The sequence below is a fragment of the Pedobacter panaciterrae genome (assembly GCF_013204795.1).
GTDB classification, from domain to species: Bacteria; Bacteroidota; Bacteroidia; order Sphingobacteriales; family Sphingobacteriaceae; genus Pedobacter; species Pedobacter panaciterrae.
Genome location: NZ_JABMKW010000017.1, coordinates 82055 through 97963, shown reverse-complemented (window position 1 = coordinate 97963; position 15909 = coordinate 82055). Strand labels below are relative to the sequence as shown.

The window sequence follows — 15909 nt, the reverse complement described above, 5'->3', positions numbered from 1 at the left end:
ATAAGTTTGCCTGTAAGTTATACAAAACCCGCAGGCAATGAAAACAAATTTCGCAACATACATAATCATAATTTTGTTGGTATCGGCCTTCTCTTTTGCCTTTGGCCAATACCGGATTTCAGGAACTGTAAAAAGTGATAAAGGAAATGCTATTCCACTTGCAAGTGTTTTATTAAGCCCTTCAAATAAAGGAGCTAAAACAGATAGCACAGGTAAATTCAGTATTGAAGGTTTAAAAGGAAAACAAGTGCTATCTGTATCCTCAATAGGTTATAAACTGTTCAAAAAAGACATCAGCTTAGATTCATCCCTTTATCTGGACATTGTTTTAAAGCCAGATACCAGAACGCTGAACGAAGTAACCATTAGTGCCGGGTCTTTTGAAGCAAGCGATAAGGCTAAAGGGGCCTCTCTTACCGCAATGGATGCCTTTACTGTTGCCGGGAGCATGGCTGATTTATCCTTAGCCCTGCGGTCCTTGCCGGGCGCACAACAAGTCGGCGATTTGGATGGCTTGTTTGTCCGCGGCGGAACAGGCGACGAGACTAAGCAGTTTATTGATGGTACACTGCTCAAAAATCCAAACTATCCAAGGGTGCCTGGTGTGCAGCAGTATGCACGTGTTAATCCGATTCTGTTTAAGGGTATACTTTTTAGTACCGGTGGTTATTCCGCATTATATGGCCAGGCAATGAGTAGTGCCCTGATTCTCGAAAGCAATGAGCTCCCTGAAAAATCATCGGCCTATTTTGCCATTTTTCCGCCAAGTTCCAATGCAGGTATACAACAGTTATCGCGCAATAAGAAAAGCAGCTATGGTGTTACACTGCGCTATAGCAATGCAACATTTTATAATTCTATTGTTAAACAAAAACCCGATTATTTTAGGGGGCCGGAATATATTGAGGGGGATGCGAATTTTAGAATAAAAACAGGGAAAACCGGAATGCTCAAGTTTTATACCAACTGGAACATCAGTGATGTTGGTATGCGTAATGCTGATATTGATAGCACAGCACTAAGATCCAGCTATCAGGTAAAAGGAAAGAGCATCTACAATAACCTTAGCTATAAAGATTATTTAACAGATAAATGGCAGGTTGATGCAGGTTTAGTCTATAGTTATAATGAGGATCATACCATTAATGGTCTTTTAAACATCGATGGACAGCCCGTAAATCTAGAAGATGACGCACTAAATTATAAGAATGCCCAAAAATTATTCAGATCTAACTTTGCGCAGGGTAGAATAGTATTTACCAATACACTTTCAAACAATCAGGCACTGCGTTTCGGAGCAGAGCACTTTTATAACCGGGACAGGGGCTTTTCCAACGATAGTACCCTTGCCATTATCGACAACCTATCGGCAGCTTTTGTTGAGGGCGATATTTACCTGGCAAAAAATCTGGCTGCAAAAATTGGAACCCGTATAGAGTACTCTTCTTTGTTAAATAAGGCAGTTGTGGCACCACGTGCAAGTCTGGCATATCGTTTAAAAGACGGCGGACAATTCAATCTGGCTTACGGCATTTTTTACCAGGAACCATTGAACGAAATCTTGTACCGGAGCACTGACCTGAAATTTTCAAGGGCAGCACATTACATGCTAAACTATACCAAAAAAGCAAACAACCGTTTCCTCAGGATAGAGGCTTATCGTAAGCAATACAACGATCTTGTAAAAACAATCCCTGTTATTAATAATGAAGGAAGTGGATATGCACAGGGGGTAGAGTTGTTTTTCAGGGATAAAAAAACGATTAAAAATCTTGATTACTGGGTTACTTATACTTACCTGGATACCAAACGCAATTACCTCAATTACCCATTTGCTTTGCAACCTGCTTTTGCTACGCCGCATACGGCAACCATTGCAATTAAACAAAATTTTCAGGACATCAATACCTATGTGAATGTATCCTATGCAATTGCTACAGGAAGGCCGTATTATGATATCAGATACAGTGCTGATGACAATGCCTGCAAGATCTTTGATCAGGGAAAAACAAAAGCATACAGTGTAATGAACTTACAGATTGCCCACCTTTTTTCAATCTTCAGCAGCTGGAAGCAAAGGCCCGTTTCCGGATTTAGTGTAGGGGTAAATAATATACTGGGCACTAAGCAGGTATTCGGATATAATTATAGTCTGGATGGCACCAATAAAGTGCCCATAACACTGCCTGCCACCCGATTTTTCTATGCAGGCATATTCATGAGCTTCGGGATAGACCGCACCAGCGATTTCCTCGACAAAAATCAATAAATATTTTTTAACCATTAAAAATCAATAACATGAAAAAGTTAGTATTAGCTATTCTGGCCCTGGTATCATTCTATTTTACTTCAGCGGCACAGGAACAAGGAAAACCAAATGCATTACAAAATGCGGTAACTAAATTAGATCAGGCAACTAAGGCCAAAGATTTTGAACTGCTGGAGAAAGAATTTTTACAGATTGCAGCCCAGCAGAAAAAAGATTGGCTGCCCTATTATTATGCCGCATTTTGCAATGCGAAAGTAGGTTTCATCAATCAGGACGATGGCGAAAGTATAGAGCCTTTTAGCAACCGCGGAGAAGAGCAGGTGCAAATGGCCAAATCACTGCTCGATACCGTAAAGCAAAAAAAGGAGCTTTCAGAGCTGTATACCGTGCTCAGTATGGTCTACCGTACAAAGGTGTTCATCAACCCAATGACATATGGAAGAAAATACGGAGTCCTTTCTCAGCAATACCGTGTAAAAGCACAGGAACTCAATCCTGAAAACCCCAGAGCAATCTATGTAAAAGCCTGGGAAATGTATAAGACCCCAAAAATGTGGGGAGGCGATAAAGAGGCTGGCAAGCAGTTGGCAACCAGAAGCCTTGCCTTGCTTCAGAAGGAGCAATCAAGTATTCAACCACACTGGGGTAAAACAGAGAACCAGGAATTATTAGGTAAAAACAAATAATCATTAACAATTAAAATTTAAGATCATGGGATTCGCAATTATCATGTTCATACGAATACTTTTTGGTGTTTGTATGGTATTTATCATCGGTTATATTTTTGGTGGGTTTTCTAAAAATCCAACCCTTGTTTCACTAACAAAAGTTGCCGCCATACTGGCAATTATATTGTTCATTGCAGCAAATGGATTATTGATGCGTTTTGCATTCAGCAAGCATGGCGATGGTAAAGGCGGCTGGCGTTGTACAGAAAACGAAATGAAATTGCCATAGTATTAAGCGATTTTGGCATATTTTAAATTCTATCATGTAAAGTATTTATCTTTAATCAAATAGAGCCAAATAGGGGGTGCTTCCATGAATCTAAATAGTCAATTTTCTGATTATCAGCTGATCCAGCTTGTGAAAGCCGGAGATCATAATGCATTTTCAGAAATTTACAACAGGTACTGGGGCATTCTTTATGTGCATTGTTTAAAGATGCTTAAGGATGAAGCCGAGGCTCAGGATGTGGTACAGGATCTTTTTATTACGTTTTGGACAAAATCGGCTGAATTGGATCTTAAGACTAATCTGGTGGGATATCTCTATATTACTGCCAGGCATAAAGTTTTAAATACTATTCGGAAACGTAAAACCAGTGATAAATTTATTGAGGCGCTTGGGGCATATGCCGCTACTCATAATGATTCTGTTATCGATCAGATTAGTGAGAGAGAGCTGGCTGCAGCTATAGAAGCTGAAATTAAAAACCTCCCTAAAAAGATGAGGGAGGTTTTTGAATATAGCCGTAAAGAATACCTGTCGCACCGTGAAATTGCTGACCAGCTTGGCATTTCAGATAAAACGGTTAAGAAACAAGTAGCCAATGCAATCCGGATACTTCGATTACGGCTTACAGTTCCCGCAACCCTTCTGATTATGGTTGCCTGGTATTTAAATAAATAATTTTATTTTTCTTCTACTCCCCCGGGCTTTGGCAAGTGTCTTTACTAAAATTAAGACCATGCCCTCATGAACAAAGAAAGTGTAGAACAACTTATAGACCGGTATTTAGCTGGAAAGTGTACTTCGAAAGAAAAGGCGCTTATTGAGCGGTTTTATATGGAAGAAGTTTTGAATCGCAAACTTCCGCAAGGCGATGCTGATCCTATGCTTGCTAAAAATGCAATTTGGAAGGTCATATCGAACACTACACAATCTAACCCTGCTTTTAAACCCAACAAAATATTTAGATTCTATAAAGCCATAGCGGTTGCTGCAGCATTAATAATTGTGGTTGGACTTGCATTTTATTTTTATCCTCAACCAATTATTAATAGAAATCAAATAGTAAAGCAGGAACAGCACATCGACATCAATCCAGGTGGAAATAAAGCGGTGTTAACCCTTGGCAATGGTAAGCAGATTATATTAAATGATGTACAGGATGGGGTACTCGCAAATGAGTCCGGTGTAATTATTAAAAAAACAAAAAGTGGACAGCTGGTTTATAGTACCACACGCGGATATAAACTAGGCGATGATTTATCTTTCAATACCATTACTACCCCAAAAGGAGGGCAATATCAGGTAATCTTACCGGATGGTACAAGCATTTGGCTAAATGCCGCAACAAAAGTACGTTTCCCTGTCCGTTTTACAGGTAAAGAAAGAAATGTCAGTTTAACCGGCGAGGCCTATTTTGAGGTAGCTAAAAACAAAAGAATGCCACTTAAAGTAAGCAGCAGCGAGCAGGTTATTGAAGTGCTGGGTACTCATTTTAACATCAACAGCTATGCTGATGAAAGCAGCCTGAAAACAACTTTGCTGGAAGGATCAGTTAGGGTGCTGGCCCAAACCGGAAGTGGAAAACGAAATGTGATATTGAAGCCGGGTGAGCAGTCTGCTGTGGGCTCGGAACTGAAGGTTGCAAAAGCAGATCTTGAGGAAGTTATGGCCTGGAAGAACAATAAGTTTACTTTCAACAGTCAGCCACTGGAAGGCATCATGCGTCAGGTATCCAGGTGGTATAATGTTGATGTAGAATATAAAGGAGACATTTCAGGGAAAGAATTTACTGGTTCTATTTCCCGTTATGCAGATGTCTCACAGGTATTAAAGATGCTTGAATTCACAAATCTGGTTCATTTTAAAATTAAAGAAAGGAGAATAATAGTTATGCCATAAGCCATACTTATCATCAAATGAACCTTAAAATACCGGAAGCGCTGATAACACTTCCGGCAAAGCAGGGGTTTCCATATTGATCATTGCGACTAAACAAAATCAAATAATTTGAATCGTTCGATATTCTCTAAGAATAAACGGTTCATGAAAACTAACCAAACCAAATGTATGAAATTTTATACTTTTTTGATGCATAAGCTAATTATGCTTATACACCAGCAATATTCTCCTGATGTTATCAGTGGGGTATTTAACCAGCAATTAACAAAGAAAATATTAATGCGCGCCAAACTAACCTTTGTTTTCTTAGTCACCTTATTTCTTCAAATGGGTATTGCTGCAAATGCGCAGAGAATCACTTTGTCGGCCAAAAACAAAAGCCTGAAAGAGGTTTTTAAGCAGATTGGGAAACAAAGTGGCTATCAGTTCCTCTATGGAGATGAGGCGCTTTCAGGAAGCCGGCGGATAAATATTGTGGCCAACAACGCTTCTTTGGATGAAGTACTTAAGCAGTGCTTCGCCGGCCAACCCATTACTTATACCATTGTAGATAAAACAGTGATCATTAAACCCGCTATTCCAATAAGAACTACTTATATGGTAGCTGCGGGTTTTTTAAAGGGAAAAGTTACAGAAAGTAAAACAGGGCTGCCGATGGCAGGGGTAACTATTAAATTGGATGGCGAAGGTGCCAGCTTTACTAAAACATCTGATGAAGCCGGTAATTATGCTTTCGGCAATCTAAAACCAGGCGTATACAAAATCTCCTGGCACTTTATTGGCTACACCACACAATCAAAAGAGATCAGCATTGCCGATGGCCAAAATTCTGACCTGAATGTGGTGCTTCAGGAAGAATCAGCACTACTTGGAGAACTTGTTGTGGTTGGTTTTGGTACTCAAAAGAAAGCGGACCTTACAGGAGCTGTGGGAGTGGTAAACGTTGAAAAATCACTTACTTCCAGACCTGTAACCAATGTTCAGGAATTACTTGCCGGAACGGTTCCGGGATTAAATATTTCGAAAGGTTCCGGAGCAGTAGGATCTGGTGCGTCACTGAATATCCGCGGAACATCCACAATTGGTGGCAGTTCGGGTGTATTGGTGTTGATTGATGGCTTCCCCGGTAACATTTATACTTTAAACCCTAACGATATCGAGAGCATCTCTGTACTTAAGGATGCAGCATCAGCTTCTATATATGGTTCCAGGGCTGCCAATGGAGTTTTATTGGTTACCACAAAAAAAGGGAACAAAACCGGAAAACCTATGGTTGAAGTTAACAGCAGCGTTGGTGTACAAAAACCTCAGTTTATGCTTGATTTTGTAGGCTCTGCAGACTATATGAAGTTATGGGATCAGGCCCTCGTAAATGATGGTAAACAACCACTTTACGGAGCTAAAGGGCTTGAGGATCTGGCTGCGGGAAAATATTCCGACAACAAATGGTATAAGGAGATTTATAAAAATAATACCATTATTAACACCAATAACATTGCAATTTCCGGAGGAACCGAAAATATTACCTATCGCGTTTCCGGTTCATATGATTATCAGGATGGAACCTTGCCAAATAACAATTATAACAAATATGTTTTCCGTCCTGATCTAAATATTAAAATCTCCAACAAACTTAAACTTGCTACAAATCTGCAATATACTCAAACTTACATCCTGCAACCTCAGGGTGGAACGGATGCATGGCAGTCGCAGGCTGCCCGTGCTGCACCTATCAGTCCTATTTATACTTCACAGGGTCAATATGGCTTAGGTTCTTCTATGGTAGGTAATACCATTGCCGGCTTAAATGAGGGTGGTTATAATAATGCAAAGTATAAAGAACTGTTTGGGGTAGCTGACCTGATCTATACCCCAATAGAAAACTTAAATATTAAAGGTTCATATGCCAGAACTTCAACAGATCAGCGTACTACCGATAGGTTACTTGCCTACAATTTGTATGATGATAAAGGTGAAATAGCTGCAAGGAAAAACCTGGTAACAGGACTGACTGAGAGTTTTTCCAGCAACTACAGGAATGTTTTTCAGGCGACGGCCGATTATGCCTATAATTTAAGTAACCACACATTTAAAGCTTTAGCAGGTTATTCGCAAGAGTATGTTTATAGCAATGGCTTTAGTGCTTATAGAGATAATCTTCCTTTTGGGAACATAGATGTATTAAATACAGGATCATCAACCAATATGCAAAATTCCGGTACTGCTTCAGATGTAGCCATCAGGTCTTATTTCGGAAGACTGAACTATGATTACAATGGAAAATATCTTTTGCAGGCAAATATCCGTGCCGATGGTTCTTCACGTTTTGCCAAGGGGCATAAATGGGGCTATTTTCCTTCTTTTTCTGCAGGCTGGAACATTCATAAAGAATCTTTCTTTACACTGCCGTGGGTTAGCAGTTTAAAGTTTCGCGGATCCTGGGGGATTTTGGGAGATGCTGAGAAAGTTGGCCTGTACCCAACGGCCGAGGTGTTAACCTACTCGCCTATCATTTATGGGTTTAATGGAGTTACTGTTCCTGGTGCATACAATGGGGTGTCTGTTAACAAAGGAATAAGCTGGGAGGAGTCTAAACAAACTGATATTGGTATAGATATGACTTTGTTTGGTCAGAAGATAGCGATCACGGTCGATTACTTTATGAATAAACGAGATAATATTTTAAACAATCCTCCGGTGAGTGCCGAATTTGGGTTGCCGGCGCCATTTAGCAATTTGTTGAAAATGGATAGCAAAGGCTGGGAATTCCTGGTAAACTATAAGGATAATTCAGGTGATTTTAATTGGGGATTTGATTTTAATACCTCTTTCTCTAAAAACAAAGTTGTTGATCTTGCCGGTAAAGGCCCTCAAATTGGCGATACTTATACGGATGTTGGCTTGCAATATCAATTGCCTTATGGGTTAAAAGCTAGCGGATTATTTCAAAACGCTGATGAGATTGCAAACAGCCCAAATCAGGGACCAAATGTATTTCCCGGAAATATCAAATATCAGGACACCAATAATGACAATGTTATCGATGGTAAAGACAGGGTGATCTTAAATGACAAGGTTGTAATGCGATTTGGTTCTAACCTTAATTTTGGATGGAAGAATTTTGATCTTTCAGCAAATGTAACCGGAGCATTGAACGGAATGAGGTATATGAGTGGTTATGAAGGCTGGGCTTTTTTCCTTTCCCAAAACGCCCGTCCGCTTGCTTTAGACAACTGGACTCCAGATAATCCCAATGCATCTTATCCAAGGTTATCGATCCAAAATACATCCAATGATACTAAATTTTCGAGCTATTGGTTAAGAAAAGCAGATTACTTAAAAATACAGAATATACAACTTGGTTATCAATTGTCGCAATCTGTATTAAGCAAACTAAAACTTAATTCGCTCAGACTTTTTACATCTGTTCAAAATCTGGCTACCATAACAAACTATCCTGGTTTTGATCCGGAAGGAGGATATTATCCGCTTTCAAGAACATTATCATTCGGGTTAAACCTTAAATTTTAAAGAAATGAAAAGAAAATATATTTACCTTCTTGCCCTGATCTTAATTGCCAGCAGTTGTAAAAAGGGTTTTTTAGATACTACACCACTTGATCAATCCTCTGATGCTACGTATTGGAAGACAGCGGATGATGCGCAAACAGGTCTTAATGCGGTATATGCTACCTTACCGGACAGTCGTGATTTCTGGCGGGATTGCAGCAGCGACAATTCGGTAATGACCAATGCCTGGGGCGAAGGAGGAATGGGCTACATAAGCATGGGTACCTACTCTGCAACTGACGGTTATATTGCTGAAGAATGGCGCTACGACCAAATCCGAAGGGCCTTGTATTTTATTGACAAGCTAAGTACCATGACCATAGATGCAAATCTTAAAAGGAGATTTGATGCCGAAGCCAGGTTCATTTTGGCAATGAGGTATTTTCGTATGGCCCAGCTGTTTGGAGATTTGCCCTTGATTAAGGAAAAACCGGTTACACTTGAAGAGTCGAATTTATCGCGTAGCCCTAAACAAGAAGTCCTGGATTATGCACTGCAAAATGTAGAGACTGCTATAGCAGGATTACCTGCTACTTATGGAGCAGCTGCAGATAAGGGTCGTATTACAAAGGCGGCAGCCTTAATGTTAAGGGCCAATATTTATCTCTACATGGCCAGTATGAAAAAGTTTCACAATGGCCAGAACGATGCAGCTCTATGGGCAGAGGCAGCTAAATCTGCCAATGAAGTAACTACAATGGGTTACGATCTTGAAGATGATTATTCATCATTATTTAAAAAAGAAGCCAATAATAACAATAAAGAAGTGATCCTGGCCTACCAATATGTTCAGGATAAATTTACCCAGTTCCTGGCAGTACTGGCTTCTCCTACCGGAACAGGTATAACCGGTGAAGGCTGGGCAAGTTTTTGTCCAACCAGGGATCTGATCGATTCCTATGAATGTACAGACGGAAAGTCCATTAAAACATCGGCACTTTATGATGTTAACAAACCTTATGAAAACAGGGATGCGAGGTTAAAAATGACTTTTATGCTTCCGGGTGTTCCTGTATTAAGGCCAAATGGAACCTTTACCCCTTATCAGCCACATCCATCTTATAATATGCCCGAAAGGATGAACAATGAAGGAGGAGGCTTAACCGGTTATATGTATTTGAAATTTAATGACCCTACTAACCCTAAACCCGGAGAGAACTGGGCCAACTGGCCGATCTATCGCTATTCTGAAACATTGCTAATACTTGCTGAAGCATTGAATGAATCAGATCCGGGAAATACCAAAATTACCTGGGCAATGAATAAGGTGAGGGCAAGAGCAGGGCTTCCCGGTGTGGATGCATTGCTTGGCGATCAGGCTAAAATGAGGGATGCGATCAGGGAAGAACGTCGCCATGAATTCGTAGCAGAACACAAAAGGTACTTTGACCTGCTTAGATGGAAAACTGCCGAATTGGTATTAAGCAAACCTGCTTACGGGATTAACAGTAATGTTGCTGATCCTGTAGGCGATTGGACGAAACCTATGTTTAAAGCTCAGGACAGAGTATTTAACGCAAACAAAAATTATATATGGCCGGTTCCTCAATCTGTAATAGACAGAAATAAGAACCTCTTACCACAAAATAAAGGTTGGTAAGCCTCTGATAATTTCATTGTATCTTAACGATCCGAAAGCATTTTCGGATCGTTAATCCACTAAATGTAAACGCTAACCAAGTATAAGATTAAACAGAAATAGAGATTTTTAACATGCACAAGAAACCATCCAACAGAAGAGATTTTATTAAAAAAGCAGGCTTGCTTACGGCTAGTCTGGCAGCGGTGCAATTCCCGGTATGGGGTAAAAGTATATTTGCGTTAGACTATCCTCTTCACAACATACCCGAAAGTAAAGGCTTAGATCCACAATGGGTCAAATCTCTTTACAACCGGGGCGAAGAGACGGCTTATTATAAAAGTAAAAATGAATTTAAATATATTGGAATGCCTGTTGGCGGCCTTCACGCCGGAACCGTATATGTAGGTGGCGATGGACGGCTCTGGCTATGGCAAATTTACAATGAAACATTCGAAGGTGCACAGGAAGGGATAGAACCTAAAACCGTGAACTGGAATGACGGAACAGAAGTAAGAAAGATCCGTGCCAGAGATGGCTCGGCCTATATTGAACCGGCTATTGCTAATAACAAGCGTGTTTTGGAGCAAGGCTTTGCGGTTAAGGCAGTGGTTAACGGCAAAACCTTTATTAAAGAATTAAGTGAAGAGCATTGGGATGAGATCGAATTTAAGCCAGCCTACCCGATGGCTACCATAAAATATAGCAGTAAAGATTTTCCTGTAGCAGTATACCTAAAGGTGTATTCGCCATTTATTCCTTTGGATGCACAAAATTCGGCTTTGCCTGCAACTATTTTGCGTGTAGAAGTAAAGAATATCAGCAACAGCAATATAAATGTTGCGGTTTTAGGCTGGATGGAAAATGGCGCGAATAAGTTGACCGGAAAAGTAAACACCGGAAAAAGGAAAAATGAGGTGCTGGCAGTCGAAAATTCAAGCAGCATCTTCTCTTCTTTTGAAGCAGTTAGCGATGATGTGAAAAATGCTCAGGATAGCGGTACAATGTGCTTTACCTTACACAAAACAAAGAGTAAAACATATGCCTCGCTTGATCCGTGGCCGGTTAAAAGCAAGCATTTTGGAGCTGCGGCTACAAGTTCTTCGACTGCAGATGCACCTGAAAAACTGGTTGGAGGAATTGAATTTGGAGAGACTGTTAGTCCCGGAAAATCTCTTAAAGCCGATTATTCAATCAGCTGGCATTTCAACAATGCAAATGTTAACCTCAAGAAAATAGTTAAGGACGCAGAACAAGGGTTTCATTACGCTACCAGATTTAAGGACGCCGGTGCAGTAAGTGCATACCTGCAATCAAATTTTGAAAAGCTAACAAATACAACCGAGTTGTGGAGTACCACATGGAATGACGCTACGCTTCCACACTGGTTCCTGGAGCGCACGTTTATTAATATTGATACACTGGCAACGGCAAATACTTATCGTTTTGCTGACGGCCGCTTCTGGAGCTGGGAGGGCGTTGGTGCTTGTGCCGGAACCTGTACGCACGTATGGCAATATGCACAAGCGGTTGCCAGGATATTTCCTGAACTGGAGCGCGACCTGAGACACCGTGTAGATCTAGGTGTTGGGTTTAAGGAAGACAGTGGCGCCATTATATTCCGTGCAGAAAACGAAAACAGACCGGCCATTGACGGGCAAGCAGGCACTGTACTCAGGTTTTACCGTGAGCATCAAATGAGTGCCAACAATACTTTTCTGCAAACCAACTGGCCAAAAATCAAAAAGGCAACCCAGTTCATGTTAGACCAGGATAAGAATGGTGATGGTATGACGGATACACCAATGGAGAATACCCTTGATGCAGTATGGGAAGGTGAAATTGCATGGATTGTTGGTCTTTGTATTGCTGCGGCAAGAGCAGGCCAGGCCATGGCAGAGGAAATGAACGACACTGCATTTGCACAGACTTGTGAAACCTATGTAACCAACGGTGGCAAGAATATGGAACAAGAACTGTTTAATGGCGAATACTTTATTCATCGGCCAGATAAGGTTCAGGGTCGTAAAAACCTGGGCTCCTATAATACCTGTCATATTGATCAGGTATACGGCCAAAGCTGGGCGTTTCAGGTAGGATTACCAAGGGTATTGAGTAAAGACAAAGCCATTGCTGCTCTAAAAGCCTTATGGAAATATAACTTTACTGCCGATGTTGGCCCATACATCAAAACCCATGTTGGTGGCAGGCCATATGCCTTGCCAGGAGAGGGTGGAATGGTCATGAATACCAATCCGCATAACGAACCTAAGCCTTTTGGAGAGAATGTAACCTGGCAACTCGGGTACTTTCACGAATGTATGAGCGGATTTGAACATCAGGTTGCAGCACACCTGATGGCCGAAGGTATGGTACAAGAGAGCCTGATTCTTACACGATTTATTCACGACAGGTATCATGCAGCTAAAAGAAACCCATTCAATGAGATAGAGTGCAGCGACCATTATGCAAGGGCTATGGCAAGTTATGGGACCTTTATTAACGCATGTGGTTTTGAGTACCATGGCCCTAAAGGTTATATCAAATTCGCGCCTGCCTGGAAAGCAGAGGATTTTAAAGCTCCCTTTACTTCAGCTAATGGATGGGGCAGCTATACACAGAAAAAAACAGGCGCTAAACAATTACACACCATACACCTGAAATATGGCGAGTTGCAGTTACAGGAACTGGCTTTTAACAAAATAGGCTCAGGCACTGTAAAATCTGTTTCCGTAATGCTGGGCGCTCAAAATATTCCTGTCCAATTTAAACAGAACGGTGCCGAATTGCAGATTACCAGCAATAAGAAGATCAGCGTTAAAACCAATGAGCGTTTAAATATTACCTTTTCATAGATAGATAAGTAGCATGAAAAAATTAGATGATATGTTTAAAAAACTGCTTACAGTTTTATTGTTTACTACAGCAGTAATCTTGTCTGGTTGCCAGGAACCTGCAAGCAAAACAAACGGAGATGTTGCGAATAAGGATCAGAACTGGAAAGAACAACTTAATCAGAAACTGCCTATGCTGGGTCACAGGAATTGGATTCTTGTTGTCGATAAAGCCTTTCCAGAGCAAAATGCTCAGGGAATGGAATACATTTATATTAATGAAGGTTTGCTGCCTGTTTTAAAACAGGTACTTACACAAATCAATTTGTCTAACCATGTTAAACCGATTATCTATCAGGATAAGGAGTTAGGTTTTATTACAGAAAGTCAGGCCAAGGGGGTTAAGCAGTTTGTACAGGAATCAAAAACAATTTTTGGCAATCAAACTGTTCAAACGATGCTTCATGATTCCGTATTCAGGAAATTGGATACGGAATCGAAACTGTTTAAAGTTCTGGTCATTAAAACAAATGAGACCATTCCCTATACTTCGGTCTTTTTACAGTTGGATTGTGCTTACTGGAATGGTGATAAAGAAAAACAGTTGCGGGATGCATTGAATACTCAATAGAGCTATCTTTATAGCTATGAATTGTAATTTCGATAAAATAAAGTCGGCAATTTCTGGATTTGTAGCGCTTACTGATGAAAAGTGGAATGCCTTTTCTTCCGGTTTACTTTTAAAAACATTCAAAAAGGGCGATTTTCTAATCAGAGAAGGACAGACTGAAAATTATATCTACTTTCTGAATGCAGGTGCAACCCGGAATTACTTTTTGAAAGATGGCCGGGATTATACCGTAGATTTCCAATTTGAAGGCGATTTTGTAACCGCTTATCTCTCTTTCATTAGCAGAGAACCAAGCCCTATTTTTATTGAGCTTTTAGAAGAGGCTGAAGTAGTTGCTATTCCTTATAGACACTTACAGGAATTCTATAAAAAAGATCATGAAGGAGAAAGAATTGGCCGCTTAATGGCTGAATTTCAATACGTAAAACGCTTGCGAAAGGAAATGGATCTTCTTGCTTTTACTGCTGAAGAACGGTATGCGTTACTTTTAAGTAAAAATCCTGAGTTGATACAGAATATTTCTGTTAAACATTTGTCCTCCTATTTAGGGATTCAGCCCGAAAGCCTTAGTCGGATCCGTAAGCTTCAAGTGCGAAACTAACATATGTCATTTTTTTCGCAGCTATCATTCTGCAACTTTGTTGAACATTAAAACAAAGAACAATGAAGCCCCTATTTATATTATTAATAACTTTTTTATTGTATTCGATTATCTCGAGATTTATAACGGGAAACTGGAATTTTACATTCGGGGGCAATCTGGCAATGCTGGTTATGCTCTGCTTCACTGCAATAGGGCATTTCATTTATGCAAAAGGAATGGCCCTAATGATACCACCCGTAATTCCATTTAAAGATTCCATCGTATTTTTAACTGGAATTATGGAAATTGTTTTGGGAATAGCCCTGTTGTTCCCTGCAGTTAGGCCTTATGCAGGGTACTTCCTAATCATTTTCTTTATACTTCTTTTGCCTGCAAACATATATGCCTCAATGCATAGCATCAACTATGAAACTGCAAAGTTTGATGGGAAAGGGATGTCTTATTTGTGGCAGCGCATCCCTCTTCAATTGTTTTTTATAGGTTGGGTGTGGTACTTTTCTGTCAAATAACCAGGCCATACTTCTTATCCTAGATCAATTAACAGCTCATCTATTTAGGATAACTTTGTGTTATACTATTAAAAGGAGAATTAAAATGAAAAAGTTAATTGAAAAAATCGTGATAAATTCTGATCGCCCGCATATGGTTGGCGATGGGTTTAGGGTATTTAATTATATCCCGGGCGCTGGCATTCCGCAGGAGAGAATAAGTCCGTTTTTACTATTGGACTTTAATCCTGAATATGATTTTGGGCCTTCAGATCACCTTAGAGGTGTTGGTGTTCACCCACATAAAGGTTTCGAAACAGTAACCATTGCTTACAAAGGAAGTGTTGCACACCACGATAGTACCGGAAGTAGCGGAATAATCAATGCTGGTGACGTACAATGGATGACTGCCGGTAATGGAATCTTGCATAAAGAATATCATGAAGAGACTTTCTCTAAAAAAGGAGGACCTTTTGAAATGGTTCAGTTATGGGTTAACCTTCCTAAAAAGGACAAATCAACAGCTCCGCATTATCAGGAGTTGACTAAAGATGGTATGGGTAAAGTGCAGCTTGCAGACAATGGTGGCGAGGTAAATGTAATTGCCGGAAACTTCAATGGTGTTGCAGGTTCTGCAGAAACATATAGTCCGGTGAACCTGTTTGACATCAAATTGAATGAAGGTGCCGAAACGACTACCAGTATTCCGGCCGGCCACAATACCGCTTTATTAGTTGTAAACGGAAGTGTTCAGGTAAACGATGAAATAGTTGGAGAACATAGCTTTGTTTTATTTGAAAATAAAGGCGAAGAGATTCACATTAAAGCAAATCAGCAAAGTGTTGTTTTGTTGTTAAGCGGGGAACCTTTGAATGAACCTATTGTAAGCTACGGACCGTTCGTAATGAATACTGAAGCAGAAATCAGAGAAGCGATCACTGATTTCAACATGGGGAAATTTGGCGTGTTGGAAGATTAGAAATAGATTACCAATGACAGATGTTTAAAGCTGTCGTCATCTCAACGATAGGAGAGATCTCTTGCCTGTGTTATTCAGGAGATCTCTCTCTTCTTTCGAGAT

Annotated in this window: 12 protein-coding genes; all 12 read left to right on the top strand. The window is 40.3% G+C overall.

The features are described from left to right. Positions 1-37 precede the first annotated feature (37 nt). Positions 38-2269, top strand: coding sequence for a TonB-dependent receptor (locus HQN86_RS11635; protein WP_172661158.1), 2232 nt, complete (start codon positions 38-40; stop codon positions 2267-2269). Positions 2270-2298: 29 nt separating this feature from the next. After that, on the top strand, positions 2299-2955 hold the full coding sequence (locus HQN86_RS11630) for a hypothetical protein (protein ID WP_172661157.1): 657 nt from the start codon (positions 2299-2301) through the stop codon (positions 2953-2955). A 25-nt stretch (positions 2956-2980) separates the two neighbouring features. After that, a complete protein-coding gene (locus HQN86_RS11625; RefSeq protein WP_172661156.1) occupies positions 2981-3226 on the top strand; it encodes a hypothetical protein in 246 nt (81 codons plus the stop codon). Positions 3227-3310: 84 nt separating this feature from the next. Further along, the gene (locus tag HQN86_RS11620) at positions 3311-3901 is read left to right on the top strand and encodes an RNA polymerase sigma factor (protein ID WP_172661155.1); all 591 of its coding nucleotides are present in this window, start codon (positions 3311-3313) and stop codon (positions 3899-3901) included. 66 nt (positions 3902-3967) lie between these two features. Beyond that, positions 3968-5122 (top strand): FecR family protein, encoded by a 1155-nt coding sequence (locus tag HQN86_RS11615; protein WP_172661154.1) that lies wholly within the window; start codon positions 3968-3970, stop codon positions 5120-5122. A gap of 168 nt (positions 5123-5290) precedes the next feature. Beyond that, complete coding sequence (locus HQN86_RS11610; RefSeq protein ID WP_216854389.1) at positions 5291-8653, top strand: TonB-dependent receptor; 3363 nt, start codon at positions 5291-5293, stop codon at positions 8651-8653. Between the two features lie 4 nt (positions 8654-8657). Then, a complete protein-coding gene (locus HQN86_RS11605) occupies positions 8658-10292 on the top strand; it encodes a RagB/SusD family nutrient uptake outer membrane protein (RefSeq protein ID WP_172661153.1) in 1635 nt (544 codons plus the stop codon). A gap of 113 nt (positions 10293-10405) precedes the next feature. Then, positions 10406-13126: a GH116 family glycosyl hydrolase gene (locus HQN86_RS11600; protein WP_172661152.1), complete on the top strand. Its 2721-nt coding sequence runs from the start codon at positions 10406-10408 to the stop codon at positions 13124-13126. Between the two features lie 13 nt (positions 13127-13139). Further along, the gene (locus HQN86_RS11595) at positions 13140-13736 is read left to right on the top strand and encodes an RbsD/FucU domain-containing protein (protein WP_172661151.1); all 597 of its coding nucleotides are present in this window, start codon (positions 13140-13142) and stop codon (positions 13734-13736) included. 16 nt (positions 13737-13752) lie between these two features. Further along, positions 13753-14337 carry a Crp/Fnr family transcriptional regulator gene (locus HQN86_RS11590; protein ID WP_172661150.1) on the top strand — a complete coding sequence of 195 codons (585 nt, stop codon included), beginning with the start codon at positions 13753-13755 and terminating at the stop codon, positions 14335-14337. Positions 14338-14399: 62 nt separating this feature from the next. Beyond that, the gene (locus HQN86_RS11585) at positions 14400-14849 is read left to right on the top strand and encodes a DoxX family protein (RefSeq protein WP_172661149.1); all 450 of its coding nucleotides are present in this window, start codon (positions 14400-14402) and stop codon (positions 14847-14849) included. 85 nt (positions 14850-14934) lie between these two features. After that, entirely contained in the window at positions 14935-15807 is an 873-nt protein-coding gene (locus HQN86_RS11580; protein ID WP_172661148.1) for a pirin family protein, read from the top strand. Positions 15808-15909: the final 102 nt, after the last annotated feature.